Source organism: Actinomadura meyerae (genome assembly GCF_900188445.1).
In the GTDB taxonomy this organism is placed as follows: Bacteria; Actinomycetota; Actinomycetes; order Streptosporangiales; family Streptosporangiaceae; genus Spirillospora; species Spirillospora meyerae.
The window spans coordinates 130,803-156,031 of record NZ_FZOR01000013.1 but is presented as its reverse complement, the minus strand read 5'-3'; the positions used below and the strand labels follow the sequence as shown (position 1 = coordinate 156,031).

Annotated in this window: 24 protein-coding genes and 2 riboswitches; of the genes, 17 read left to right on the top strand and 7 right to left on the bottom strand. The window is 75.3% G+C overall.

What is annotated here, in order from left to right; translation table 11 throughout:
- The first annotated feature begins 33 nt into the window (after nucleotides 1-33).
- Together CHF16_RS16050 and CHF16_RS16045 are read left to right on the top strand one after the other, a co-directional pair.
- On the top strand, nucleotides 34-504 hold the full coding sequence (locus tag CHF16_RS16050; RefSeq protein WP_067468341.1) for a bifunctional nuclease family protein: 471 nt from the start codon (nucleotides 34-36) through the stop codon (nucleotides 502-504).
- 739 nt (nucleotides 505-1,243) lie between these two features.
- A complete protein-coding gene (locus CHF16_RS16045; protein WP_089326825.1) occupies nucleotides 1,244-1,840 on the top strand; it encodes a MerR family transcriptional regulator in 597 nt (198 codons plus the stop codon).
- 3 nt (nucleotides 1,841-1,843) lie between these two features.
- Here CHF16_RS16045 and CHF16_RS16040 read toward each other — a convergent pair whose 3' ends face one another.
- Complete coding sequence (locus CHF16_RS16040; protein ID WP_245868587.1) at nucleotides 1,844-4,324, bottom strand: lysylphosphatidylglycerol synthase transmembrane domain-containing protein; 2,481 nt, start codon at nucleotides 4,322-4,324, stop codon at nucleotides 1,844-1,846.
- A 313-nt stretch (nucleotides 4,325-4,637) separates the two neighbouring features.
- Nucleotides 4,638-4,732: riboswitch (glycine riboswitch) on the top strand.
- Nucleotides 4,733-4,844: riboswitch (glycine riboswitch) on the top strand.
- A 61-nt stretch (nucleotides 4,845-4,905) separates the two neighbouring features.
- On the opposite strand from CHF16_RS16040, the gene gcvP reads away from it, so the two are divergent.
- Together gcvP and CHF16_RS16030 are read left to right on the top strand one after the other, a co-directional pair.
- The gene (gene gcvP, locus CHF16_RS16035; RefSeq protein WP_089326823.1) at nucleotides 4,906-7,776 is read left to right on the top strand and encodes an aminomethyl-transferring glycine dehydrogenase; all 2,871 of its coding nucleotides are present in this window, start codon (nucleotides 4,906-4,908) and stop codon (nucleotides 7,774-7,776) included.
- 136 nt (nucleotides 7,777-7,912) lie between these two features.
- On the top strand, nucleotides 7,913-9,019 hold the full coding sequence (locus CHF16_RS16030; RefSeq protein ID WP_089326822.1) for a tetratricopeptide repeat protein: 1,107 nt from the start codon (nucleotides 7,913-7,915) through the stop codon (nucleotides 9,017-9,019).
- A 28-nt stretch (nucleotides 9,020-9,047) separates the two neighbouring features.
- Here the strand turns inward: CHF16_RS16030 and CHF16_RS16025 are convergent, their stop codons facing one another.
- Nucleotides 9,048-9,473, bottom strand: a complete 426-nt coding sequence (locus tag CHF16_RS16025) for a PPOX class F420-dependent oxidoreductase (RefSeq protein ID WP_089326821.1) — start codon at nucleotides 9,471-9,473, stop codon at nucleotides 9,048-9,050.
- Between the two features lie 50 nt (nucleotides 9,474-9,523).
- Here CHF16_RS16025 and CHF16_RS16020 point away from each other — a divergent pair, with 50 nt between their 5' ends.
- The gene (locus tag CHF16_RS16020; RefSeq protein WP_089326820.1) at nucleotides 9,524-10,171 is read left to right on the top strand and encodes an alpha/beta hydrolase family protein; all 648 of its coding nucleotides are present in this window, start codon (nucleotides 9,524-9,526) and stop codon (nucleotides 10,169-10,171) included.
- 100 nt (nucleotides 10,172-10,271) lie between these two features.
- Here the strand turns inward: CHF16_RS16020 and CHF16_RS16015 are convergent, their stop codons facing one another.
- On the bottom strand, nucleotides 10,272-10,475 hold the full coding sequence (locus CHF16_RS16015) for a DUF5999 family protein (protein ID WP_089326819.1): 204 nt from the start codon (nucleotides 10,473-10,475) through the stop codon (nucleotides 10,272-10,274).
- Nucleotides 10,476-10,752: 277 nt separating this feature from the next.
- On the opposite strand from CHF16_RS16015, the gene CHF16_RS16010 reads away from it, so the two are divergent.
- Genes CHF16_RS16010 through CHF16_RS16000 form a run of 3 tightly spaced genes read left to right on the top strand, consistent with a single transcriptional unit; the run spans nucleotide 10,753 to nucleotide 13,564 of the window.
- Complete coding sequence (locus CHF16_RS16010; RefSeq protein ID WP_089326872.1) at nucleotides 10,753-11,481, top strand: (Fe-S)-binding protein; 729 nt, start codon at nucleotides 10,753-10,755, stop codon at nucleotides 11,479-11,481.
- A gap of 35 nt (nucleotides 11,482-11,516) precedes the next feature.
- Nucleotides 11,517-12,926 carry a lactate utilization protein B gene (locus CHF16_RS16005; RefSeq protein WP_089326871.1) on the top strand — a complete coding sequence of 470 codons (1,410 nt, stop codon included), beginning with the start codon at nucleotides 11,517-11,519 and terminating at the stop codon, nucleotides 12,924-12,926.
- Nucleotides 12,923-13,564 carry a LutC/YkgG family protein gene (locus tag CHF16_RS16000; protein ID WP_089326870.1) on the top strand — a complete coding sequence of 214 codons (642 nt, stop codon included), beginning with the start codon at nucleotides 12,923-12,925 and terminating at the stop codon, nucleotides 13,562-13,564. Before CHF16_RS16005 ends, CHF16_RS16000 begins: the two co-directional genes overlap by 4 nt.
- 30 nt (nucleotides 13,565-13,594) lie before the next feature.
- Here the strand turns inward: CHF16_RS16000 and CHF16_RS15995 are convergent, their stop codons facing one another.
- Complete coding sequence (locus tag CHF16_RS15995; RefSeq protein WP_089326818.1) at nucleotides 13,595-14,173, bottom strand: TetR/AcrR family transcriptional regulator; 579 nt, start codon at nucleotides 14,171-14,173, stop codon at nucleotides 13,595-13,597.
- Between the two features lie 116 nt (nucleotides 14,174-14,289).
- On the opposite strand from CHF16_RS15995, the gene CHF16_RS15990 reads away from it, so the two are divergent.
- On the top strand, nucleotides 14,290-14,706 hold the full coding sequence (locus tag CHF16_RS15990; RefSeq protein WP_089326817.1) for a plectin: 417 nt from the start codon (nucleotides 14,290-14,292) through the stop codon (nucleotides 14,704-14,706).
- A 170-nt stretch (nucleotides 14,707-14,876) separates the two neighbouring features.
- On the top strand, nucleotides 14,877-15,578 hold the full coding sequence (locus tag CHF16_RS15985) for a maleylpyruvate isomerase N-terminal domain-containing protein (protein WP_089326816.1): 702 nt from the start codon (nucleotides 14,877-14,879) through the stop codon (nucleotides 15,576-15,578).
- On the opposite strand, the gene CHF16_RS15980 is transcribed toward CHF16_RS15985, so the two are convergent.
- Nucleotides 15,539-16,915, bottom strand: a complete 1,377-nt coding sequence (locus tag CHF16_RS15980) for a nitrate/nitrite transporter (RefSeq protein WP_089326815.1) — start codon at nucleotides 16,913-16,915, stop codon at nucleotides 15,539-15,541. The genes CHF16_RS15985 and CHF16_RS15980 overlap by 40 nt on opposite strands.
- 191 nt (nucleotides 16,916-17,106) lie before the next feature.
- Between CHF16_RS15980 and CHF16_RS15975 the strand changes: the two genes are divergently transcribed.
- The gene (locus CHF16_RS15975; protein WP_089326814.1) at nucleotides 17,107-17,355 is read left to right on the top strand and encodes a hypothetical protein; all 249 of its coding nucleotides are present in this window, start codon (nucleotides 17,107-17,109) and stop codon (nucleotides 17,353-17,355) included.
- 81 nt (nucleotides 17,356-17,436) lie between these two features.
- Here the strand turns inward: CHF16_RS15975 and CHF16_RS15970 are convergent, their stop codons facing one another.
- Nucleotides 17,437-17,946, bottom strand: coding sequence for an NUDIX domain-containing protein (locus CHF16_RS15970; RefSeq protein WP_089326813.1), 510 nt, complete (start codon nucleotides 17,944-17,946; stop codon nucleotides 17,437-17,439).
- A gap of 306 nt (nucleotides 17,947-18,252) precedes the next feature.
- Here CHF16_RS15970 and CHF16_RS15965 point away from each other — a divergent pair, with 306 nt between their 5' ends.
- From CHF16_RS15965 to CHF16_RS15950, 4 genes are read left to right on the top strand one after another with little or no spacing between them, the layout of a single operon-like run.
- Complete coding sequence (locus tag CHF16_RS15965; protein ID WP_089326812.1) at nucleotides 18,253-20,337, top strand: molybdopterin oxidoreductase family protein; 2,085 nt, start codon at nucleotides 18,253-18,255, stop codon at nucleotides 20,335-20,337.
- Between the two features lie 57 nt (nucleotides 20,338-20,394).
- Nucleotides 20,395-20,787: a nitrite reductase small subunit NirD gene (gene nirD / locus CHF16_RS15960; RefSeq protein ID WP_089326811.1), complete on the top strand. Its 393-nt coding sequence runs from the start codon at nucleotides 20,395-20,397 to the stop codon at nucleotides 20,785-20,787.
- Nucleotides 20,771-21,982, top strand: a complete 1,212-nt coding sequence (locus tag CHF16_RS15955) for a uroporphyrinogen-III synthase (RefSeq protein ID WP_089326810.1) — start codon at nucleotides 20,771-20,773, stop codon at nucleotides 21,980-21,982. The genes nirD and CHF16_RS15955 overlap by 17 nt, the downstream gene beginning before the upstream one ends.
- Entirely contained in the window at nucleotides 21,975-22,748 is a 774-nt protein-coding gene (locus tag CHF16_RS15950) for a sirohydrochlorin chelatase (protein ID WP_245868585.1), read from the top strand. The genes CHF16_RS15955 and CHF16_RS15950 overlap by 8 nt, the downstream gene beginning before the upstream one ends.
- Here CHF16_RS15950 and CHF16_RS15945 read toward each other — a convergent pair.
- The gene (locus tag CHF16_RS15945) at nucleotides 22,694-23,239 is read right to left on the bottom strand and encodes a MarR family winged helix-turn-helix transcriptional regulator (protein ID WP_179271548.1); all 546 of its coding nucleotides are present in this window, start codon (nucleotides 23,237-23,239) and stop codon (nucleotides 22,694-22,696) included. The genes CHF16_RS15950 and CHF16_RS15945 overlap by 55 nt on opposite strands.
- A 115-nt stretch (nucleotides 23,240-23,354) precedes the next feature.
- On the opposite strand from CHF16_RS15945, the gene CHF16_RS15940 reads away from it, so the two are divergent.
- Both CHF16_RS15940 and CHF16_RS15935 read left to right on the top strand, forming a co-directional pair.
- Complete coding sequence (locus CHF16_RS15940) at nucleotides 23,355-24,338, top strand: ATP-binding cassette domain-containing protein (protein WP_089326808.1); 984 nt, start codon at nucleotides 23,355-23,357, stop codon at nucleotides 24,336-24,338.
- Nucleotides 24,339-24,340: 2 nt separating this feature from the next.
- Nucleotides 24,341-25,228: an ABC transporter permease gene (locus tag CHF16_RS15935; RefSeq protein ID WP_089326807.1), complete on the top strand. Its 888-nt coding sequence runs from the start codon at nucleotides 24,341-24,343 to the stop codon at nucleotides 25,226-25,228.
- Nucleotide 25,229 lies beyond the last annotated feature (1 nt).

Here is a 25,229-nt window from a genome sequence, read left to right as displayed (position 1 = left end):
GATCGAGACAGCGAGAACCAGCAGGGAGCCGCAGTGAAGCAGATGGAGGTCGTCGGCGTCCGGGTCGAGATGCCCTCCAATCAGCCGATCGTCCTGTTGAAGGAGACGGAGGGCGATCGCTACCTGCCCATCTGGATCGGGGCGGTCGAGGCGACGGCCATCGCCTTCGCCCAGCAGGGCGTGCTGCCCGCCCGGCCGCTGACCCACGACCTCTTCCGCGATGTCCTGGACGCGCTCAGCGTCCAGCTCCGCACCGTCAACATCACCGCGCTCCGCGAGGGCATCTTCTTCGCCGACCTGATCTTCTCCAACGGCGTCGAGGTGAGCGCCCGCCCGTCCGACTCCATCGCCCTGGCCCTGCGCACCGGCGCCACGATCTTCGCCAGCGAGGACGTCCTCGAAGAGGCCGGCGTCGCCATCCCGGACGAGCAGGAGGACGAGGTCGAGAAGTTCCGCGAGTTCCTCGACACGATCTCCCCGGAGGACTTCGGCCGCGCCGGCTAAGGCGCTCGGGCTGGGGCAGGTGTGGTCGCAAGCTGCGCTTGCTCCCCGTCGGCCTCGCTGTGTGTTCTCCCAGGGGCGCGACCCCCTGGAACCCCCGGCTGTGGGCCTGCGCCCACGTCTCGGGGCTTGGGGGAGGTGCCTGAGGAGGCTCCTGGAAGCTTGCTGGGGCTCCGTCATGCCGGTCCGGGCTGGAAACAAGGGGGGTCGGGTGTCCGGGGTGTTCTGAGGGCTCTCAAGGGGCTTCTGGGGTGGAGCGGCGTTGTGGGGTGCGGTGGGTGATTCGGTGCCTGGAGTGGTCGTGTGGTGTTCGTCACTCGCGCCCTGCGGCGCGGGTGTCGCCTGCGGGCGACGGGTGTCGGGCCAGGTGGTGAGGGGATTGTGGTCTGGCCGGAGCCGGTGGGGCGATCCGGTCACCGTGCGTGACTGTTTGGTGGTTCGTGAGGCGGGCAGGACGGGGACTTGGCGCAGGGTGGGTAGGTGTTGTGAAGGGCAGTGATAAATGCCGCATCGTCCTGGACCTGGCGGTTTTTGGGGGACGCGCTTCGGGGTAGGAGTCGGTGGGTGGCAGAGGTTGCGCAGTTTGCCCACGTGAAGCCGGTTCATCCGGGCATGCGACGCGCCGACGGTGAACGTTGACCACACCCTGACCGGCACCTACCGTGCTGGTGGAACACCCGTGGTGTAATTCGTCAAACCCCCTTGACGAACCGCCACGGGATGATAGAAGCCGGAGGTCCGCGTGGCGGTGAGCAGCGGCGAGGGCAAGGCGACCCCCGACAGGCACGTGGCGTCCCGCCGTGCCGGAGAGCAGGGGCTGCTCTTCGACACGCAGGTGTCCGCGCCGCCGGAGGATGTCGGCTACCGGGGCCCGACGGCGTGCGCCGCTGCGGGGATCACCTACCGGCAGCTCGACTACTGGGCGCGCACGAAACTGGTCGAGCCGAGCGTCCGCGCGGCGCAGGGGTCGGGCAGCCAGCGGCTGTACAGCTTCCGCGACATCCTCGTGCTGAAGGTCGTGAAGCGTCTGCTGGACACGGGCGTGTCGCTGCAGCAGATCCGCACCGCCGTGACGCACCTGCGGGACCGCGGCGTCCAGGACCTCGCGCAGATCACGCTGATGAGCGACGGCGTCAGCGTCTACGAGTGCACGTCCGCCGACGAGGTCGTCGACCTGCTGCAGGGCGGGCAGGGCGTGTTCGGCATAGCGCTCGGCCGGGTGTGGCAGGAGGTGGAGGGCAGCCTCGCGCAGCTGCCCGGTGAGCGCGCCGCCGCGGACCCTATCGAGCACCCCCACGATGAGCTCGCCAACCGGCGCCGCGCGCGCCGGACCGGCTGACCCTCAGAGCGCCTCCTTGCGCTGGAGGAAGGCGAACGCCCCCCAGCCCGGCAGCACGGGCAGCCACAGCGTGAAGAGCCGGTAGAGCAGCACCGCGGACGTCGCGGTCTCCGCGGCCAGCCCGGAGATCGTCAGCGCCAGGGTGAGGGCGCCCTCGACGGCGCCGAGACCGCCCGGCGTCGGCGCCGCCGACCCGACCGCGTTCGCGGTGAGGAACACCAGCACCACCGTCGTCCACGGCAGCGACCCGCCGAACGAGCGGATCGACGCGTCCAGGCACAGGACGAACGCCAGCGTCAGCAGCAGGCTGCCGCCGATGCCGGTGAACAGCTTCGCGGGCGACTGCAGGACGTCCACCAGGCGGGGCACCACGCCGGAGAACATGCTCCGCAGCCGCGACGCCACCACCCGCCGGACGCGCGGGACCGTCAGCGCCAGCCCGGCGACCAGGCCCAGCCCCAGCACCGCGAGCACGACCGTCCGGGACGGCGCGAGGTCCTGCGTCGCCTTCGCCGTCGAGCCGGTGACGAACCCGAACAGCACCAGCAGCAGGATGTGCGTGACCAGCCCGACGAGCTGCGACGCGCCGACGCTCGCGACGGCCAGCGCCGGCCGCACCCCCGAGCGCTGCAGGTAGCGGGTGTTGACCGCGACGCCGCCGACGGCCGCCGGCGCGACCAGCTTCACGAACGACGCGGCGAGCTGCACCAGCACCGTCCGCCCCAGCGGCAGCCGCTCCGGGACGAACCCCATGAGCATCAGCGCCGCCCCGACGAAGCTCAGCGCCGCCGCGCCGAGCGCCGCGACCACCCAGTGCCAGCTCGCCGTCGCCGCCAGGTACCCGACGTCCAGGCTGGTCACCTGCGGGATGACGATGTACGCGGCGACCGACAGCGCCACCACGCTGAAGATCGTCCTCGGCCGGAACCGCTCCAGCCGGGCCGGGCCCGCCTCGTCGGTCTCCGGCTTCAGCCGGACGATCTGCTCCCGGATGCGGGTGAGCAGGTCGCGGTCGCGCCGCAGCGCGGCGCGGGTCGCGCGCGACAGCGCCACCCGCTGCAGCAGCGGCACCGCCCCGCCCAGCGCCTCCTCGCCGAGGACGGACGCGGCCGTGCGCACCGCCCGCTCGGGACCGGCCCGCAGCGCGAGGGTCGTCAGGAGCTGCGCCAGGTCGAGGCGCAGCACCAGGTCGCCGGCCGCCGTCTCCCCGGCCCGCAGGTCGGTGACGTAGGCGAGGCCGTCCTCGCCGATCAGCAGCGCCCGCTCCTCCAGCCGCCGGTGCGCGAGCCGGCCGCCCTGCAGCGCCCGGAACTGCCGCCAGACGTCGGTCAGCAGCGCGTCGGTGACCTCCTCGTCCGGCACCTCGCCGAGCCGCCGGCCCGGCACGTGCTCGTAGGCCAGCAGCGCCGCCTCGGTGCCGACCTCGCAGGTGCCGGCCAGCCGCGGCGTCCGCACGCCCGCCGCGTCGACCGCGTACGCCATCAGCGACTCCTGCTCCAGGGACCGGCGCAGCGACCGCAGCGTCCGCCCGCTGGTCGCGGCGCGCAGCCGCAGCAGCCGCCAGACGCGGTATAGCAGCCCGGCGGTCTGCTGGTCCCGGTCCAGGACGCGGACCTCCAGGTCCCAGCCGCCGTGCGCGCCGCGCCCGGCGGGGACCCGGGCGCCGTACCCGCCGCCCCGGTCCGGCCCGAGGACGACGCCGTAGCGGCGGCCGGCCTCGGTGTCGTCGCTGGGCTCGTCCAGCCGCGCGCCGCGCTCCGGCCGCAGCCCGAGCCGCTCCAGCGCCGCGACCACCGCCGCCCCGGACGGCCGGGGGTTCGGCGTGCCGACGGCGTACAGGGTGCCGTGGCCGATGGCGCGGCCGAGGAAGTAGGTGGCCGCGAGCGCGGCGACGGACGCGTAGGACGCGGTCAGCCCGGTCAGCGCCGCCAGCCCGATCATGGTCCAGGTGGCCGCCTGCCAGCGGGCCCGCCCCGCCATCCCGACGGCGGTGGCGAACGCGATCACCGGGGCGATGTCGGTGTGCACGGGGGCGGTCTCGGTGCCGCCCCAGATCAGCGAGTCCAGCACGCCGCCGGGGGCGGCCCGCACCACCAGGTCGTCCAGTCCCACCGTGATCCCGAAGGCGATCACGGCGGCCAGCAGCGCGATCGCGACGCGCGTCCCGTCCTTGTGGAACAGCCGCTCCACCGCGAACGCGACCGGCACCGCCAGCACCCCGAAGCTGGACACCAGCGTCGCGAGCGTCAGCAGCAGCCGGGGCGCGTGCGCGGTGCCCTGCGCGATGTCGGTCTCGAGGCCGTGCGTGGTCTGCTGGGCGATCGACACCAGCAGCATCACCGCCGCCAGCCCCGCCAGGGACGCGGCGAAGCGGATCGCGTCGGTGGGCCGGCGGATCCGGTCCGGCAGCGCGGGCTCGTCGACCGGCGCCGCCGCGGGCGCGTCCTGCCGCGGCGGCGCCTCGCCGTCGTGGATTCGCGTCACGCCGCTACCGCCCGGGCCGTCCTTCATCGCGATCAGCGTCCCAGAACCGGCGGCGCGCCGTCGAGCGCCGGGACGCCCCCCGGCCGGTCGCGCACGCACCCCGCAGCCCCATCTCCGCCCCCGTGGCCCGAGGTCTGTCTTGTCCCAGGTGAATCCGCACATCGTACCGGCCGGTACGCCGCGGCGCGGTGGGGACGGCCCCATGCCGGCGGCGGGGGCCGCCCCCACCGCCGCGGCGCGGCCGCCTCCACCGCCGGGGCCGCGGCGACGGCGCGGAGGGGACTTTGGGTAGGGTTCGGTCAGGACATGCCGTCGACCCTGGGCGGGAGAGACCCCGTGCCGCCAGCGCGGGGCGCCGAAGGGGCAACCTCCCCGGAACCTCTCAGGCAAAAGGACCGCTCGGGCGAGGCACCTCTGGAAAGCAGGCGTCGTTCCCCGCGCGCGGGGAACGCGGCTCACCGAAGGGGAAACCCCGCGGGCGCGGGTGAAGCTCTCAGGTGCCGATGACAGAGGGGGAGACCGGCCGCCGGCCCGCGCGCCGGCGGTGGCCCTGAGCGACCGCAGCAGCCAGGAGGCTCTCCATGACCGCGCAGTTCTTCGCCCCCGTGGCCTCGCCGCAGCACGCCCGCACCGCGTTCGCCGACCGGCACATCGGCCCGGGCCCGGCCGACCGGGACCGGATGCTCGCCGCGATCGGCTACTCCGGCGCCGAGGCGCTGATCGACGCCGCGGTCCCCGCCGCGATCCGCACGTCCCGGCCGCTGGACCTGCCGCCCGCGCTGAGCGAGTCCGCCGCGCTGGCCCGGCTCCGCGAGCTGGCGTCCCGCAACACCGTGCTGACCTCCATGATCGGGCTCGGCTACCACGGGACGACCGTCCCGGGCGTGATCCTGCGCAACGTCATGGAGAACCCCGGCTGGTACACCGCCTACACGCCCTACCAGCCGGAGATCTCCCAGGGCCGGCTGGAGGCGCTGCTGAACTTCCAGACGGTGGTCGCCGACCTGACCGGGCTGCCCGTCGCCAACGCCTCCATGCTGGACGAGGGGACCGCCGCCGCCGAGGCGATGGCCCTCGCGCACCGCGCGTCCAGGCGCAAGGACCCGGGCACGTTCCTCGTCGACGCCGACGCGCTGCCGCAGACGATCGAGGTCGTCCGGACGCGCGCCGTCCCGCTCGGCATCGAGGTGGTCACCGCCGACCTGTCCGCGGGCCTGCCGGACGGCGACTTCTTCGGCGTGCTGCTCCAGTACCCGGGCGCGTCCGGCGCCGTCCGCGACCTGGAGCCGGTGATCGCGCAGGCGCACGAGCGCGGCGCCAAGGCCGTGGTCGCCGCCGACCTGCTCGCGCTGACGCTGCTGCGCCCGCCGGGGGAGTCGGGCGCCGACATCGCGGTCGGGTCGGCGCAGCGCTTCGGCGTCCCGTACGGGTTCGGCGGGCCGCACGCCGGCTACATGGCGGTCGGCGAGGGCCTCCAGCGGCAGCTGCCCGGACGCCTGGTCGGCGTGTCCGTCGACGCGGACGGCGCCGCCGCCTACCGGCTGGCGCTGCAGACCCGCGAGCAGCACATCCGCCGGGAGAAGGCCACCAGCAACATCTGCACCGCCCAGGTCCTCCTCGCCGTGATGGCGAGCATGTACGCGGTGTACCACGGCCCCGAGGGGCTGGCCGCGATCGCCCAGCGCGCCCACCGCCGGGCCGCCGAGATCGCCGCCGGGCTGCGGGCCGCGGGCGTGGAGGTCGTCCACGGCTCCTTCTTCGACACCGTCCTCGCCCGCGTGCCGGGCCGGGCCGCCGAGGTCGTCGCCGCCGCCCGCGAGCGCGGCGTGAACCTGCGCCCGGACGGCCCCGACCGCGTCGGGATCGCCTGCGACGAGACGACCCTGCCCGAGCACGTCACGGCCGTGCTGGAGGCGTTCGGCGCCGCCCCCGCCGGCGAGGCCTCCGACGCCATCCCGGACGCGCTGCGCCGGGAGAGCCCCTACCTGACCCACCCGGTGTTCCACGCGCACCGCTCCGAGACCGCGATGCTGCGCTACCTGCGCCGCCTCCAGGACAAGGACATCGCGCTCGACCGCTCGATGATCCCCCTCGGCTCCTGCACGATGAAGCTGAACGCCACCACGGAGATGGAGCCGGTCACCTGGCCGGAGTTCTCCGACATCCACCCGTTCGCGCCGGTCGACCAGGCCGCCGGCCACCTGGAGCTGATCGGCGAGCTGGAGGACGCGCTCGCCGAGATCACCGGGTACGCGAAGGTGTCGGTGCAGCCGAACGCCGGGTCCCAGGGCGAGCTGGCGGGCCTGCTGGCGATCCGCGGCTACCACGCCTCCCGCGGCGAGGAGCACCGCGACGTCTGCCTGATCCCCTCGTCCGCGCACGGCACCAACGCCGCCAGCGCCGTCATGGCGGGCATGCGCGTCGTCGTCGTGAAGTGCGACGAGGGCGGCAACGTCTCGCTGGACGACCTGCACGCCAAGATCGAGCAGCACGGCGCGCGGCTGGCCGCGATCATGGTGACGTACCCGTCCACGCACGGCGTCTTCGAGGAGACGATCACCGACGTGTGCGCGGCCGTGCACGCGGCCGGCGGCCAGGTCTATGTCGACGGGGCCAACCTCAACGCCCTCGTCGGCCTCGCCCGCCCCGGCGAGTTCGGCTCGGACGTCTCCCACCTGAACCTGCACAAGACGTTCTGCATCCCGCACGGCGGCGGCGGTCCGGGCGTCGGCCCGATCGGAGTCCGGGCGCACCTCGCCCCTTTCCTGCCGAACCACCCGCTGCGCGGGGAGGCCGGACCGGACACCGGTGTCGGGCCGATCTCCGCGGCCCCGTGGGGCTCGGCGGGCATCCTGCCGATCTCCTGGGCCTACATCGCCATGATGGGCCCGGACGGCCTGCGCGCCGCCACCGAGGGCGCGATCATCGCCGCGAACTACCTCGCCGCCCGGCTCGCCCCGCACTACCCGATCCTCTACACGGGCCGCAACGGCCTCGTCGCGCACGAGTGCATCGCCGACCTCCGCAAGATCACCAAGGAGACGGGGATCACCGCCGAGGACGTCGCCAAGCGGCTCATCGACTACGGCTTCCACGCCCCGACGCTGTCGTTCCCCGTCGCCGGCACCCTGATGATCGAGCCGACCGAGTCCGAGGACCTCGCCGAGCTCGACCGGTTCTGCGACGCGATGATCGAGATCCGCCGGGAGATCCAGCGGGTCGCCGACGGCGGCTACGACCGCGAGGACAACCCGCTGAAGAACGCCCCGCACACCGCCGCCTGCCTGGTCTCCGACGACTGGAAGCACGCCTACACCCGCGAGGAGGCCGCCTACCCCGTCCCGTCGGTGCGCGAGGGCAAGTACTGGCCGCCCGTCCGCCGCATCGACCAGGCCTACGGCGACCGCAACCTGGTCTGCTCCTGCCCGCCCCCCGAGGCGTTCGAGGACTGAGCGGGGGACCGGGCCCCGCCGCCACCGGGACGGATATGTGTTCTTGGTGGGGTTTCGGGGTGTCGTCGCGGGACGCGGGGGCGCCGGGTCGCTAGTCTCTGTGCGGACTTCACTGAACCCCACAGGGCAGGGGCCGATGAGCGAGTTGCCGGACGGGACGGACGACCCGGCGCGGATGTGCGAGCGGGCCCGCGCCCTCGCCGAGGGCGGCGCGGCCGGGGAGGCGGCGCGGCTGTTCGAGAAGGTGCTCGCCATGGGCGAGACGCCGGTGCGGGCTCAGGCCGCGCTCGGGCTCGCCGTCGTCCTCGACGACGCCGGCGAGGTGGAGCGGGCCCGCGAGGCCGACGGCGTCGCGATCGCCACCGGCGACCCCGAGTACGGGCCCCGCGCGGCCTACCACCTGGCGCTCACCCACGAGCGGGCCGGCGAGCCGGAGCGCGCCGCGCCCGCCTGGCGCGCCGTGGTCGGCTTCGGCAACCCGGCCTACCTGCCGCCCGCGCACCTGGCGCTCGCCCGGATCGCCGACGACGCCGGCGACTTCGACGCGGCGCGCGAGCACTGGGAGGCCGCGGTCGCGACCGGCGACGCCGAGTACGGGCCGCTCGCCGCGCACGACCTCGCGCAGCGGCTGCTCGAGCGCGGCGACCCGGCGCGGGCGCAGCGGACCCTCGCCGCCGGGCTGCGGCTCATCGACCGCGAGGCCGCCCCGTACGCGTACGCGCGGCTCGCCGTCGCGCTCGGCATCTCCTACCTCGACCAGGCCATCGGCGCGTTCGGCGCGGCGCTGGCCGCCGAGCCCGCCGATCCCGAGACGGGGCCGCTGGCCACCGAGCTGCTCGCGCGGACGCTGCCGCTGCGCGGCCGCGGCGGCGAGGCCGGCGAGGTGTGGCGGCGCGGGCTCGCCGAGCCGGGCACCGCGCCGCAGGTGCGGGCCAGGCTGCGCCGCGACTTCGCCGAGGACGACGGCGACGCCGACCTGTGGTGGGAGCCGGTCGTCGAGCAGGCCGTGTCGGAGGGCACGCTCCCGGCGCTCGCCGGGGAGGCGTTCGGCGCCCTCGACCACATGTACGCGCTGCTGGCCGTCCGGTACGCCGAGCGGCGGGGCGACGACGCCCACGAGGTGCTCGGCGGCGCGGTCCGGGTCCCCGACGGCTACCCGTGGGGGCCGCTGCTGCACGAGAGCTTCGCCGAGCGGCTCCGCCTCGCGACGGGCGCGCCCGTCCCGGAGTGGCCGGACGGCTGACCCCGCAGGCGGCCCGGCCGCTCCTCCGCTACTCCGCGATGGCGCGCTCGGCGATCACCTTGGTGATGCGGGCGCGGACGAGGTACTCGGTGGGGACGGCGTTGCGCGCCCCGAACTCGCCGCCCCGCTCCACGCCCATGTAGCGGCCGCCGATGAGCGTGGCCCAGTGGCGCATCTCGTCCAGGTCCTCGATGAGGGTCGCCTCCGCCTGGAGCTGCACGTACGAGAACGGCGGGGTCTGGTCGTCCACGCAGATCGACAGGCGGGGGTCGCGCGCGAGGGCGCGGCCCTTGACGCTGTCCCGGGCCGTGTTGAACAGCACGTCGTCGCCGTCGAGCAGGAACCAGATCGGCGTGACGTGCGGCGTCCCGTCCCGGCGGACGACGGCCGCCTTGCCGGTGCGGGTGCCCTCGCACACGAACGCGCGCCACTCGCTGTCCGTCATCTTCTCCATGCGCCCAGTCTGCCGCAAAGATCATCAGGGCCTGCCGTTACGGTGGTCGCATGGAGGTCACGACGGCGCACGGGCCCGCCGAGCTGGTGCTGGACGAGGTGGACGGCCCCGCGTTCCTGCTGGTCCTGACGCACGGGTCGAACGGCGGCGTGGACGCCCCCGACCTGCTCGCCGTCCGGGAGGCCGCCCTCGGCCTCGGCGGCGCCGTCGCCCGGGTGACGCAGCCGTTCCGGTACGCCGGTCGCCGCGCGCCCGGAGCGCCGGCCCGGCAGGACGAGGCGTGGCTGGAGATCGTGGAGCCGCTGCGGGAGCGGTTCGCGGGCGTCCCGCTCGTGCAGGGCGGCCGCAGCAACGGCGCGCGGGTGGCGTGCCGGACGGCCGCCGCGGCGGGGGCGGCCGGCGTGGTGGCGCTCGCCTTCCCGCTCCACCCGCCCGGGAAGCCGGAGAAGACGCGGGTGGGCGAGCTGCGCGCGGCGGGCGTGGAGGTCCTCGTCGTCAACGGCGACCGCGACCCGTTCGGCGTGCCGGACGAGGCCGACGCGGCGCACGTGGTGGTCCTGGCGGGGGAGCGGCACGACCTGAGCAGGGATCCCGCCGAGGTCGGCCGGGCGGTCGAGCCGTGGCTGCGCAAGTGGGCGTCGCGCCGGCAGGCGGCGGACACACGAACGGCCCGTCCGGTGCGGACGGGCCGGGAGTGACGATGCGGTCCGGGCCCGGTGCGGGCCCGGAGGGTGAGGGCGGGTGGGCGTTGCCCCCGAGGATGATCACCCGCTTGGACTAGTCCCCCGTGGAGACCGGTCAAGCGGCGGACGGCGCCTGCAGGTCCGTCGGCCGGTGCGGTGCGATGACTCCCCCGTCGGGCAGCAGCTCACCGGTGTCCTCGAAGAGCACGACGCCGTTGCACAGCAGGCTCCACCCCTGCTCGGGGTGCGCGGCCAGGGTGCGGGCGGCGTCGCGGTCGGGTGCGTCGTGCGAGGGACAGGCTGGCTGGTGCGGGCACATCGTGTGCCTCCGGTCTCAACTACTGGTCGGTGGTCGTGCTTTCCTTTTGGGACGCACCCCAGTGTGGAGTGGTTCGCCCGGACCGGCTATAGCCCGTTGGGAGGGTTGTCCCTTGGTACCGGAGTACCGGCCGGGTGTGATCACTCTCACTCCGAGGTGCCAGGCATAGCGTCTCTCCCACGCGATAACGGGCGAAGAACGACACGCCGCCGGGAGCGAAACCCCTACGATGTCGGCGGGGGACGCCCTGTACAGGGCGCTGGGGGGAGTGAGGCCGATGCGGGTCGCGTTGTCCGTCGCGTGCTTCGATGACGCGCTTTTCCCTGATACAGGGAAGGCCGTGACCGTGCTTTTGGAACGACTGGGGCACGAGGTGGTATTCCCGCCCGCGCAGACCTGCTGCGGGCAGATCCACTGGACGGCCGGCTACCACCGGGAGGCGGCCGGCCTCGCGCGGGCGTACGCGGCCGCGTTCGAGGGCGAGGACGTCGTGGTGGCGCCGTCGGCGTCCTGCGCGGCCGCCATCCGGGCCGACTACCCGCGGATCGCGCGCGCGTCCCGCGACCCGGGGCTCGCCCGCGCCGCCGAGGGCCTGGCCGTCTACGAGCTGAGCGAGTTCCTCGTCGACGTCCTCGGCGTCACCGATGTCGGCGCCTACTTCCCGCACCGGGTCACCTACCACCCGTCGTGCCGGTCGCTGCGGTCCCTGGAGGCCGGCGACCGGCCGCTGCGGCTGCTGCGCGCGGTGCGGGGCCTCGACCTGGTCGAGTTACCGGCCGCGGCGGAGTGCTGCGGGTTCGGCGGCGCGTTCGCGATGAAGAACGCGGACGTGTCGGTGGCGATGGTCGCCGACAAGGTCCGGCACGTCCGCGGCACGGGCGCGGACGTGGTGTGCGCGGTCGACGACTCCTGCCTCGCCCACATCGGCGGGGCGCTGTCGCGGCTGCGCGCCGGGGTGCGGACCATGCACCTGGCCGAGATCCTCGCCGCGACGGAGGCGTCGTGACCGGCGCCGCGCCGGGCGGGCCGGTCCCGCCGCCGATGCCGAAGTTCGCCGCCGCCGCGCGGCCCGCGCTGGCCGACACCGGCCTGCGCCGCACACTGCGCGGCACGACCGCGCGGCTGCGGGAGCGGGCGGCCGGGGCCGCCGCCGAGCCCGCCGACTGGGAGGACCTGCGCGAGGCGGGCCGCGCCATCGGCGAGGAGGCGCTGCTCAACCTCGACGCCCACCTGGAGGACCTGGAGCGCGCCGTCACCGAGGCGGGCGGCACCGTGCACTGGGCGGCGGACGCGGCCGAGGCGCGCCGGACCGTCACCGGCCTGGTCCGGGAGTCGGGGGCGGGGGAGGTACTGAAGGCGGCGTCGCTGACGCTCCGCGAGATCGGCCTGGACCGCGCGCTGGCCCGCGCCGGCGTGGCCGTCCAGGAGACCGCGCTCGGCGACCTGGCCGTCCGGCTGGGGGAGGACGAGCCGTCCCATCCGCTGTCGCCGGCCGCGCACCGCGACCGCGCCCGGATCGCGGAGCTGTTCCGGCGCGGGATGCCCGCCGCCGGCCCCGGCCTGCCGGACGATCCCGAGGCGCTCGCCGGGGCGGCCCGCGCCCACCTGCGCGAGCGGTTCCTGCGCGCCCGGGTCGCGGTGACCGGGGCGAACTTCCTGGTCGCCGAGACCGGCACGGCCGTGGTGGCCGAGTCCGAGGGCAACGCGCGGATGTGCCTGACGCTCCCGGACACGCTGATCTGCGTCGCGGGCATCGACAAGGTCGTCCCGACGTGGGATGACATGGAGGTGTTCCTCCAGCTGCTGCCGCGGTCGTCGACCGGCGACCGGATGACGCCGTACGTCTCGTCGTGGACGGGCGTGACGCCGGGCGACGGGCCGCGCGCGTTCCACCTCGTCCTGCTCGACAACGGCCGCACGCGGGCCCTGGCCGACGAGGTCGGGCGGGCGGCGCTGCGCTGCGTCGGCTGCTCGGCGTGCCTGAACGCCTGCCCCGTCTACGAGCGGACGGGCGGCCGCCCCTACGGGCCCGTCCACCAGGGCCCGATCGGCGCGATCCTCACCCCGCAGCTGCGCGGCGTGGAGAGCGCGGCGATGGCGTCGCTGCCGTACGCGTCCACGCTCTGCGGGGCCTGCGCCGACGTGTGCCCGGTGAAGATCGACATTCCGGGCGTGCTGGTCCACCTGCGCGGCCTGGTCGTCGACTCGCGCCGCGGGCGGCCCGTCCCGCCGCCGGAGATGGCGCTGATGCGGGGCCTGGCGTGGACGATGGGCGACCCGCGCCGGCACGAGGCCGTGCTGCGGCGCGGCACCCGGTGGGCGCGGCTGCTGTCGCGCGGCGGCCGGATCCGCCGCCTGCCCGGGCTGCTCGGCGCGTGGACGGAGGCCCGCGACCTGCCGGCGCCGCCCGCGGAGAGCTTCCGCGCCTGGTGGCACAGGACCCGCGGATGACCGCGCGCGAGGAGATGCTGCGCCGGGTGCGCGAGGCCCTCGGCGGGTCGCGCGGCGCGCACCCGCCGGTGCCGCGCGGCTACGCGCGCCGGCTGACCGGGCCCCAGGCCGCGACGCGGGCGGACGTCGTCGCGCTGTTCACCGAGCGGGTCGCCGACAACCGGGCCTCGGTGCGGCACGTCGGCGCCGACGAGCTGGGCACCGCGGTGGCCGCGGCGCTGTGGGGGCGGGAGGCCAAGCGGATCGCCGTTCCGGCGGACCTGCCGTTCGGCTGGCTCGCGGAGCTGGACGGCGTGCGGGCGCTCGCCGACACCCCGGCCCTCGACCTGGACGCCCTCGCCGCCGTCGACGGCGTGGTGACCGGCTGCGCGGCGGCGGTGGCGGAGACGGGCACGGTGGTGCTGGACGGCGGCCGCGCGCAGGGCAGGCGGGTCCTCACCCTCGTGCCGGGCTACCACCTGTGCGTCGTCCACGCCGACCAGATCGTCGGGACGGTCCCGGAGGCGATCACCCGGCTGGACCCGGCGCGCCCGCTGACCTGGATCAGCGGCCCGTCGGCCACCCACGGCGTCGAGGGGCTCCGCGCGGAGGGCGTGCACGGCCCGCTGCACCTGGAGGTCCTCGTCGTCGAGGACTGACCCGGCCCGCCGGGGCGCCCGCCGGGCCGGTCAGCGGACCCCGGCGATGACGAGGTCCAGCCCGGCGGTGAACCGGGCGTCCCAGTCGACGACCCGGTCGGCGCCGTCCTCCGCGGTGTCGCGCACCTCCAGGGCGGTGTGGCCGATCACGTAGCCGAGCAGCGTGTGCGCGGCGACGGCGGCGGTGTCCTCGGCGACGCCGCCGAGCCGCATGACCTCGCGCAGGGACGCGAGCGTGGCGGTGAGCGCGGCGGGGTTGCGGCGGGTGACGACGAGGGGGAGGACCCCGGCGTGCGCCGTCAGCCGGGCGCGGTAGCCGGCGGCCCATTCGCGCAGGGCGTCCTGCCAGCGGCCTTCGGCGCAGGCGCCGCCCGCGGTGTCGGCGGGGGCGGCGGCGACGTGCGCCACCAGGCCGTCGAGGAGCTGCTCCTTGCCGCGGGGGAGGTGGTGGTAGATCGCCATCGCCTCGACCTCGAGCGCGTCGCCGAGGCGGCGCATCGTGAGGCGGCCGAGTCCCTGGCCGTCGACGATCCGCAGGGCGGCCTCGATGATCCGCTCGGTGGACAGGGGCGCGCGGTGCTGGGCATTGATGCTGGGCTGCCGGACCATGAGCAGTGACCTTACTACGTAAAGGCGCGGGGCCGGGCGTCCGCCGCTCCGACACGCCGGGACCCCCGAGTACGCTTACCTGGATCGGACAGTCGGATCGTCGAGGGAGTACCACCATGCCGCTGGGCCGCCGGGTGAGCAAGGACGTCGCGGAGCCGTACGAGGCCGACCAGCGGCTGGCCGCCGAGTACGAGGACCGGCTGGCGGCGGCCGCCGAGGCGGAGCGGGCGCTGCGGGACGCGCAGGCCGCCGGCGCGGACGTGCGGGAGCTGCGCGAGCGCACGGTCGCCTTCGACGAGGCGATGACGGCGGTGCTGGCCGCCGCGGAGGCGGCCGAGCGGGTCGCGATGGGCCCGAAGGTGTACGCGCCCGCCGGAGCCGACGCCAAGGCCCGCCGCGCCGCCGAGATCGCGTACCGCAAGGCCAAGGCGCGCCCGGCGGTGCGGCCGTGGACCGACGAGGTCGACCGGCTGCGCACCGCCCGCGAGGCGCACCGGCTGAGCTTCAAGACGGTGCCGGCCGCGCTCGGCTGAGGTCCGCGACGACGTGTGACGACACAGCGTCACCGGGTGGCACCCGCCACCGAACTTTGAGAGTCTGCCCTCTCGGGGAACGCCGGGGGCGCCCCCCGCCGCCATCGCGTGCGCGCGGGCGCGTCCCGGCGGGGAGGGCACACGCTGCTCTGGACGTTGGGGGATGTCACGTGGAGCGCACGCCGCCGGACCGGTGCCGCGTACTCGAGTCCTACCAGGACGGGGTCAAGGCGATCCGCGCGCTGGCGGAGGGGGTCGTCGACTGGGACGTGCCGACGCCCTGCACCGACTGGCGGCTGATCGACCTCGCGGGGCACCTGCGCTGCGTCGCGGAGAACTTCCTGGAGTACCTCCAGGACGCGCCCGACAGCCGGCTCGCGACGCTGTTCGCGCAGGAGGCGGCGACGGCGGTGCTGATCCGGCAGCAGGCGCGGCAGAACGCGACCGAGCTGGCGGTGCTGCCGCCGGAGCCGGGCCCCGACCGGATCATGTCGTTCGGGGTGTCGGCCGGCGCGTACGCCGACCTCATGCCGGACATGTGGGACCGCACCCATCTGATCTACCGGGGCACCAAGTACACCGTGGGCGACCACGCGGGCGCGGCGTGCGTCGAGTGGCACCTGCACGCCTGGGACATGGCCCGCGCGACCGGCGCCGACTACCGGCCGCGCGACCCCGACCTGCTGGTGTCGGCGTGGCACTGGGGCGTCCCGCACCTGCCGCTGGAGCCGGGCGACGCGTGGGAGGCGGTGCTGCGCTCCTCGGGCCGGTCGCCGCGCTGGCCGGAGCCCGACGACCGTCCCGGACGGCCGCGGGCCCGGCGCGCGGCTCGTCAGACGCCGTCCGGCCGCCCCGGGCGGGCCCGCAGGTAGACCGCCCAGGTGAGCGCGCAGCACACGGCGTAGAAGGCGATGAACGACAGGTAGGCGCCGTCGCCGGTGCCGTAGGTGAGGAACGACTGCCGGAAGGCGACGTTGACCAGGACGCCGCCGAGCGCGCCGACGGCGCCCGCGATCCCGATCAGCGCGCCGGACAGCCGGCGGGCCTCGTGCTCGGCCTCGGCGGCGCCCACCGCGCCGGCGTCGGCGGCCCTGCGCGCCCGGTCGCGGAAGATCGCCGGGATCATCTTGTAGGTCGAGCCGTTGCCGATGCCGCTGAGCGCGAACAGCAGGATGAAGGCGACGAAGAACAGCGGCAGCGAGCCGCGCAGCGACGCGGCCAGCACGAGCCCGGCGGCCCCGGCCATCGCGACGAACGTCCAGAGGGTCACGGCGGCGCCGCCGAGCCGGTCGGCGAGCCGGCCGCCGGCGGGGCGCAGCAGCGAGCCGAGCGCGGGGCCGAGGAAGGTCACGCAGGCGGCCTTGACCGGGGTGTCGAACTCGGCGGCGAACTGCACCTGCAGGACCTGCCCGAACGCGAACCCGAACCCGATGAACGAGCCGAACGTGCCGATGTAGAGCACCGACATGATCCAGGTGTGCGGGTCCAGGGACACGTCCCGCATGGCCCCGCGGTCGTTGCGGGCCTGCGCCAGGTTGTCCATGCGGAACCAGGCGCCGAGGGCGGCGACCACGATCAGCGGGATGTACACGCCGGCGACGAGGCCCGGGTGGTCCTTGCCCGCGGTCGCGAGGACCAGCAGCCCGACGAGCTGGACGACGGCGACGCCGAGGTTGCCGCCGCCCGCGTTGATCCCGAGCGCCCAGCCCTTGAGGCGCTCGGGGTAGAACGCGTTGATGTTGGCCATCGAGGACGCGAAGTTGCCGCCGCCGACGCCCGCGACGGCGGCGAGGACCAGCAGCGTGGTGAACGACACGCCCGGCTCGACCAGGAACGCCGCCAGCACGGCCGGGACGAGCAGCAGCGCCGCGCTGAACACGGTCCAGTTGCGGCCGCCGAACCGGGCGACGGCGAAGGTGTAGGGCAGCCGCAGCGCCGAGCCGACGAGGGCGGGGACGGCGGTGAGGGTGAACTTGCCGGCCGCGTCGATGCCGTAGGCGGGGCCGAGGAACAGCACCATCACCGACCACAGCGACCACACCGAGAACCCGATGTGCTCGGAGAAGATCGAGTAGACGAGGTTGCGGCGGGCGACGCGCGCGCCGCGGGCCGTCCAGAAGGCGGGGTCCTCGGGCCGCCAGTCCTCGATCCAGCGGCCTTTCTGCGGGTGGGCGCGGCCGGCGCGCGGGGTCCGGGCGGTGACGGTCATGAGGCGGTCTCCTCGGTTCGGATCGGATGCCCGAACGTAGGAAGGCCGGGTTTCGTCCGCGTGTGACAGGTCATACGCCGGTGATAACTCCGTCGCACAGCGCGTTCCCGCCGGCTGTGAGGGCGGGGTAGACCCGGGGAGGCCGGGTAGGCAGTGACCGCGGCGCGGCGGGGGAAACGGAGACGAGAGCGATGGCGACCTGCGAGGTCTGCGGCAACGACTACGCGATGGCCTTCGAGGTGCACGCGCAGGGCCAGGTGCACACGTTCGACTCGTTCGAGTGCGCGATCACGAAGATGGCGCCGATCTGCGAGCACTGCCAGTGCCGCATCATGGGGCACGGCGTGGAGGTGGGCGGGCACTTCTACTGCTGCGCGCACTGCGCCCGCGCCGTCGATCCGGACGGCGCCCGGCAGATCAAGGACGCGGTCCCGGTGTGACCGCCCGGCCGCGCGGGGGTGCGCGGCCGGCGGCGGGCGCGGGCGGCCCGGCGAGGTGCGGCCCGGTCGGGTGCGGGCCGGTCAGGTGCGGCCGGGCCGGGCGCGGGCGGCGCCGAACGGCTGCTCGCGGCCGTCCTCCAGGTAGACGGCGCGGCCGTCGGCCATGGCGCGCAGGCTGGGGTCCATCCGGCGGGAGACGTGCGGCGGCGCCAGCTCGGGGACCTTCTCCGGCGCGACCAGGACGTGGTCGGACAGCTCCTCGGGCGGCAGCCGGATCGCGGCGATCTCCGCGCCGGTGATGGAGCCGCCGAAGACGAACACGTTGACGGCGTCGACGCCGTCGTCGCGGGGGGAGCCCCAGTCGACGCACGCCAGGCCGTCCAGGCGGGGGACGAGGCCGAGTTCCTCCTCGCACTCGCGGACGCACGCCGACAGCGGGGACTCGTCGGCCTCGATGACCCCGCCGGGGAGATACCAGCCCTCGCTGTAGGTGGGCTTGACCAGCAGGACCCGCCCGAGGTCGTCCAGGAGCAGGGCCGCCGCGGCGCCGCGGGCGCGCGGCAGGGAGGCGTAGTAAGCAAGGTCGGGCATGTACCGAGGTTAGGCGTGATCACCGCGGCGGGATCGGGGCGGGGAGGCGGCGGGGGCCGCATCCTCCGCGAGATCACCGGGCCGCCGTGAATCCGTTCGAGAATCCCATAAATAATGACGAATAGGGCATGACAGGGATCGACAACGCTTGACACGCGTTCGTCAAGGCCGGTGGCGGGCCGCCCGCCGCAGCGGACGCCGTGCCGCTGACCTCGACGGACGCGGTGCGCGGTCGTGAAGGGCATTTAACACCGGGGTCACACAGGGGACTCGGCCGCGAAACGGCGCCCGCCGAGCCTCGGCAGAATGAACGCGACTCCGACGCACTGCCCGTACTGCGCCCTGCAGTGCGGCATGACCCTGAGCGGGACCGCGAGCGGCGGCCTCGGGGTGGCACCGCGGGACGACGTGCCCGCCAACCGCGGGGGGCTGTGCCAGAAGGGCTGGACGGCCGCGGAGCTGCTCACCGTCCCCGACCGGCTGACCACGCCGCTGATGCGGCACGGCAGGGACGAGCCGCTGCGCCCGTGCGGCTGGGACGAGGCGCTCGACCGCGTCGCCGCCGAGGCCGCCCGGCTCCGCGCGCTGCACGGCCCGGACTCCGTCGCGGTCTTCGGCGGCGGCGGGCTGACGAACGAGAAGGCCTACCAGCTCGGCAAGTTCGCCCGCGTTGCGCTCGGCACGTCGCAGATCGACTACAACGGCCGGTTCTGCATGTCGTCGGCGGCGGCCGCCTCCGGCCGGGCGTTCGGGCTGGACCGCGGGCTCCCGGGCCCGGTCACCGACCTCGCGGCGTCCGGCGCCGTCCTGCTCGCGGGCGCGAACCCGGCCGAGACGATGCCGCCGTTCATGCGGCACCTCGCCGAGATGCGCGAGGGCGGCGGGGCCCTCATCGTCGTGGACCCCCGCCGCACCGCCACCGCCCGGCAGGCCGACCTGCACCTGCAGCCGGTGCCCGGCACCGACGCCGCCCTGGCGTGCGGGCTGCTGCACCTGGCGCTGGCCGAGGGCCTCGCCGACGACGCCTACATCGCGGCGCGCACGTCCGGGTTCGAGGCCGTCCGGACCGCCGCCAACGCCTACTGGCCCGACCGCGTCGAGCGGATCACCGGCGTGCCGGTCCCGGCGATGCGCGAGGCCGTCCGGCTGCTGGCCCGGGCCCCGCGCGCCCACGTGCTGACCGGGCGGGGAGCCGAGCAGCACGCGCGCGGCACCGACATCGTCACCGCCTTCATCAACCTGGCGCTCGTCCTCGGCCTGCCCGGCCGCGAGGGCTCGGGATACGGGTGCATCACCGGGCAGGGCAACGGGCAGGGCGGGCGCGAGCACGGCCAGAAGGCCGACCAGCTCCCCGGCTACCGCCGGATCGACGACCCGGAGGCCCGCGAGCACGTCGCCCGGGTGTGGGGGATCGACCCGGCCGACCTGCCGGGCCCCGGCCGGTCGGCGTACGAGCTGCTGTCGGCGCTCGGAACCGGCGCGGGCCCGAAGGCGCTGCTGCTGTTCGGGTCCAACCCGGTGGTGTCGGCGCCGCGCGCGGCGCACGTTCAGGAGCGGCTCGCCGCCCTGGACCTGCTGGTGGTCGCCGACTTCGTCCCCTCGGAGACGGCGCGCCGCGCCGACGTGGTGCTGCCCGCCGCGCAGTGGGCGGAGGAGTCCGGCACGATGACGAACCTGGAGGGCCGGGTGCTGCGCCGCCGCCGCGCCGCCCGCCCGCCGGCCGGCGCCCGCACCGACCTGGAGATCATCGCGGCGCTCGCCGAGCGGCTGAAGGCGCCGGGGGAGTGGAGCACCGACCCCGAGGAGGTGTTCGCCGAGCTGCGCCGCGCGAGCGCGGGGGGCAGGGCCGACTACTCCGGCATCGACTACGCGCGGATCGAGGCCGAGGGCGGGGTGTTCTGGCCCTGCCCGTCCCCGGACCACCCCGGCACGCCCCGACCGTTCCTGGACCGCTTCGCCACCCCGGACGGCCGCGCCCGGTTCGTCCCCGTCGAGCACGGCGGGCCCGCCGAGGACGTGGACGCCGAGCACCCCGTGTACCTGACGACCGGGCGGGTCCTCGCCCAGTACCAGTCGGGGGCGCAGACCCGGCGCGTAGCGGCGCTGGCCGAGGCCGCGCCCGGCCCGTTCGCCGAGCTGCACCCGGATCTGGCGGCCCGGCTCGGCATCGAGGACGGAGCCGAGGTGCGGCTGGAGAGCCGCCGCGGCGCCGTGACGGTGCGGGCGCGGCTCACCGACGCGATCCGCGACGACACCGTCTTCGTCCCGTTCCACTGGCCGGGGGACGAGCGGGTGAACCTGCTGACCAACCCCGCCCTGGACCCGGTGTCGCGGATGCCGGAGTTCAAGGTCTGCGCGGTCCGCCTCGAGGCGGCCGTGAGCCCCTTTTAACACGGCGGTGACAAAGGGGACCCCGCCGCGAAACCGCTCGAACGGAGGATTCGGACCATGACCACGACACCAGAAGCGACGATCACCAGGGACCCGGCGGGCCTCGGGACGGCTCGCTGGTTCGACATCTGCTCCTACGCCGACCTGATTCCCGAGCGCGGGGTGTGCGCGATGGTGGACGGCGTCCAGGTGGCGGTCTTCCGGGTCTACGACGGCTCCCTTTTCGCACTGTCCAACCTCGACCCGTTCAGCGGCGCCTACGTGCTGTCGCGCGGGATCCTCGGCACCCGCGACGGGACGCCGACGGTCGCGTCCCCCATGTACAAGCAGGTGTTCGACCTGCGGACGGGGGCGTGCCTGGACGACCCGAGGGTGGCGCTGCCGGTGTTCCCGGTGCGCCGCGCCGGGGACCGGGTGGAGGTGGCGCTCACCGATGAGCACCGGCAGTGAGGCCGCGGCCGGCCGCACCGGCCCCCTGGCCGGTTTCGCCGTCGGGGTGACCGCGGCCCGGCGGCACGAGGAGCTCGCGACGCTGCTGGAGCGGCGGGGGGCCCGGGTGGTGGCCGCTCCCGCGATCCGGCTCGTCCCGCTCTCCGACGACGCCGAACTGCTGGAGGCGACCCGCGCGGTCGCCGCCGGCCCGCTCGACCACCTCGTGGTCACGACCGGGATCGGGTTCCGGGCGTGGCTGGAGGCGGCGGACGGGCACGGGCTGCGGGACGCGCTCGTCGCCCGCCTCGCCGGGGCGGGGATCGTGGCCCGCGGCCCGAAGGCGCGCGGCGCGATCCGGTCGGAGGGGCTGCGGGAGGCGTGGTCGCCGCTGTCCGAGGGCTGCGACGAGGTGATCGCGCACCTCCTGGAGCGCGACCTCACCGGGGCGCGGGTCGCCGTGCAGCTGTACGGCGAGCGGCAGCCGGAGCTGACCGCGGCGCTGCGCGCCGCGGGCGCCGAGGTGATCGAGGTCCCGGTGTACCGGTGGTCGCGCGCCGAGGACCCGACGCCGCTGCGCCGGCTCGCCGGGCAGGCGGTCGCGGGCACCGTCGACGCGATCACGTTCACCAGCGCGCCGGCGGTCGCGGCGACCCTCGCGGTCGCCGCCGAGGACGGGCTGGAGGAGGCCCTGCTGGAGGCGATGCGCGGCCCGGTCGTGGCGGCGTGCGTCGGCCCGGTCACGGCGCGGGCGCTCACCGACCGCGGCGTGCCGACCGTCCAGCCGGAGCGGGCGCGGCTCGGCGCGCTGGTCCGGGCGCTGGTCACCGATCTGCCGCGGCGCCGGTCGCGGCGGCTGTCGGTGCGCGGCGCGTCGCTGGAGCTGCGCGGGCACGCCGTCGTGCTCGACGGGCAGCTGCGGCCGATCGCGCCGGCGCCGATGGCGATCCTGCGGGCGCTCGCCCGGCGCCCCGGGCACGTGGTGTCGCGGGCGGAGCTGTGCGGCGCGCTGCCGAGCCGCCCGGCCGGCAACGGCGCCGGCCGCGGCCGGGAGGCGCGGCCGCAGGCCGACGAGCACGCGGTCGAGATGGCGGTGGCGCGGCTGCGCCGCGGCCTCGGCCGCCCGGGCATCGTGGAGACGGTCGTCAAGCGCGGCTACCGGCTGGCGTGCGACCCGCGTCCCGCCGGCCGGCTCGCGGCGGGCGCCGGTGGCTGAGCCGGCGCTGCTGGCCGTCGCGCACGGCACCCGGGACCCGGCCGGGCCCGCCGCGGTGCGGGAGCTGCTGGCCCGGGTGCGGGCGATGCGGCCGGGCCTGCGGGTCGCCGAGGCCTACGGCGAGCTGGCCGAACCGTCGCTGGAGGACGCCGCGGCGTCGCTCGGCGGCGGGCCGGCGGTCGTGGTGCCGCTGCTGCTGGCGCGCGGCTACCACGCGCTGGCCGACTTCCCGGGCCGCGCGGCGCGGGTGCTGCCCGGCGCGGTGGCGGCCCGGCCGCTCGGCCCGGACCCGCTGCTCGCGCACGCGCTCGCCGGCCGCCTGGCCGATGGCGGGGCCGGCGGCGCGGGTGGAAGTGCGGTTGGAAGTGCGGAGGGCACTGCCGTGACCGTGATCCCGGTGCGCCCGGACGCCGTCGTCCTCGGCGCGGCGGGATCCGCCGACCCGGCCGGCCTCGCCGACGTCCGGGAGGCCGCCCGGCTGCTGGCGCGGCGGCTGGGCCGGCCCGTCCGGCACGGGTTCGTCGCCGCCGGCGGGCCCGTGCTGGACGAGGTCGTGGCGGACCTGCGCCGCGAGGGCGCCCGCCGGGTGGCGGTGGCGTCCTACCTGCTGGCGCCGGGCCGGTTCCACGACCGGGCCGCGGCCTGCGGCGCCGACGCGACCGCGCCGCCGCTCGGCGCGCATCCCGCGGTGGCGCGGCTGGTACTGCGCCGCTACGACGAGGCCCGGTCGCGGGCGGCCGCGCGGGTGCCGGCGTTCGCGTCCTGACCGGGGGCCGCGCCCCGGCCGCAATCCCGGCCGGCTTCACCGTCCGGGCCGGCGAAGCGGTCGTCGTGGTGGGCGAGGACCCGCAGCATCATCTCCTTGAACAGCGCCCGCTCCTGCGGTGACAGGGGCGAGAAGAGGGCCTCGTTGAGCCGTATGCGGGCCTCCAGGGCCGCGTCGAGGAACCGCCGCCCGTCCCCGGTGACCTCCAGCGCGTACCGGCGCCGGTCGCCCGGGTCGCGGCGGCGCTCCAGGTAGCCGTCCTTCTCCAGGGCGTCCACAATGCCGACCAGGTCGCCGGGGTCCATCCGCAGCCGCTCGGCGACGGCGCGCTGCGACAGCGGGCCGCCGCGCGCCACGCACCACAGGACGAGCAGCTGCGGCAGCCGGGGCTGGCCGGGGAGCATGCGGGCGGAGGTGCGCCTGACGAGCCGCACCATCTCGAACATCAGGTAGCTGGGCGAGTCGAACATCGGGTCGGACTGGTCCGTCACGTCCGGCTCCTCGGATTGCTTGGAACGACCTATCTCTCTTGACGTGAGAGATAGGGTACTCCTACCGTTGGAGAGCCCAAAATCTGGGTGTGCGCTCCATGCGGAGGGAGGCCCCATGCCGGACGGGGGACCCGCCGTCGAGGTCGACGGCCTGATCAAGAGGTTCGGCGAGGTGGAGGCGGTGCGGGGGATCGACCTCGCCGTGCGGCCGGGGGAGATCTTCGGCTTCCTCGGCCCGAACGGCGCCGGCAAGTCCACCACGATCAACATGCTCTGCACCCTGCTGCGGCCGACCGCCGGCCGCGCCCGCGTCGCCGGGCACGACGTCGTCGCCGACCGCGACAGCGTGCGCCGCAACATCGGGCTGGTGTTCCAGGACCCCACCCTCGACGGCTACCTGTCGGGGGAGCAGAACCTGCGCTTCCACGCCGAGCTGTACGGGGTGCCGCGCTCGGTGACCGGCGACCGCATCCGGCAGGTGCTGGAGATGGTCAACCTGTGGGACCGGCGCGGCGACCTGGTGCAGACCTACTCCGGCGGCATGAAGCGCCGCCTGGAGATCGCGCGCGGCCTGCTGCACTCGCCGCGGGTGCTGTTCCTGGACGAGCCGACCGTCGGCCTGGACCCGCAGACCCGGGCCTCGATCTGGGAGTACATCCGGCAGCTGCAGGCGGCCGAGGAGATCACGATCTTCATGACGACGCACTACATGGACGAGGCCGAGTTCTGCGAGCGCATCGCGATCATGGACTCGGGGCGGATCGTCGCGCTCGACACCCCCGAGGCGCTCAAGGCGGGCGTCGGCGAGGACCGGATCCGCATCCGGACCGCCGACGACGCGGCCGCGATCGCCGCGATCGAGGAGCGGTTCGGGCTGGCCGCGGTCGTGTCGGAGGGCGCGGTGACCTTCTCGGTCGCCGCCGGGGAGGCGTTCGTGCCGCGGCTGCTCGCCGAGCTGGGCGTCCCGATCCGCTCGGTGAACGTGGCTCGGCCGTCGCTGGACGACGTGTTCATGTCCTTCACCGGCTCCACGATCCGGGACGCCGAGGCGACCAGCAGCGACCGCATGCGGATGACGATGCGGGTGACGAGGAGATGACGATGGGGAGTACCGCGGAGACGGCGCCGCCCGCCGGGGTCGTCCGGGTGCGGGTGCCCGAGCGCGGCCTGCGGCGGGACCTGCGCGCCGTGAAGATCGTCCTGCACCGGGAGCTGATCCGGTTCTGGCGCGACAAGCTGCGGATGGTGTCCGGGCTCGTCCAGCCGGTGCTGTGGCTGCTGGTCATGGGCACCGGCCTGTCCAACCTCGTGGCCAGCGGCGGCGGCCCCGCCGGCGAGGTGAACCTGAAGACCTTCATCTACCCCGGCGTGTGCGCGATGTCGGTGATGTTCACCGCGATGTTCTCCGCCGGGTCGATCGTGTGGGACCGCGAGTTCGGGTTCCTGCGCGAGATGCTGGTGGCGCCCGTCAGCCGCAGCGCCATCGTGATCGGCAAGTGCGTCGGGGGCGCGGTCGTGGCGACGCTGCAGGGCGTGGTGATCGTGCTGCTCGCGCCGCTGGCCGGCGTCCCCTACGACCCGGCGCTGATGGCGCAGCTGGTCGGCCTGATGTTCATCGGGGCGTTCGCGCTCACCGGGTTCGGCGTGATGATGGCGGCGCGGATCACCCAGATGCAGGCGTTCTTCGGCCTCATGCAGATGGCGATGATGCCGATGATGTTCCTGTCGGGCGCGCTGTACCCGCTGAACGGCCTGCCGGCGTGGCTGAGCGTCCTGACCCGCTTCAACCCGCTCACCTACGCGGTCGACCCGATGCGGCACGTCGTGTTCGCGCACCTGGACGTCTCCGACCGGCTGCTGCGCACGTTCGACCCGGGCGTCACCTGGGGCGGCTGGACGGTCCCGGTCTGGCTGGAGATCCTCATCGTCCTCGGGATGGGCTTCGGCCTGATGGCGGTCGCCATCGTGGAGTTCCGCCGCGCCGACTGAG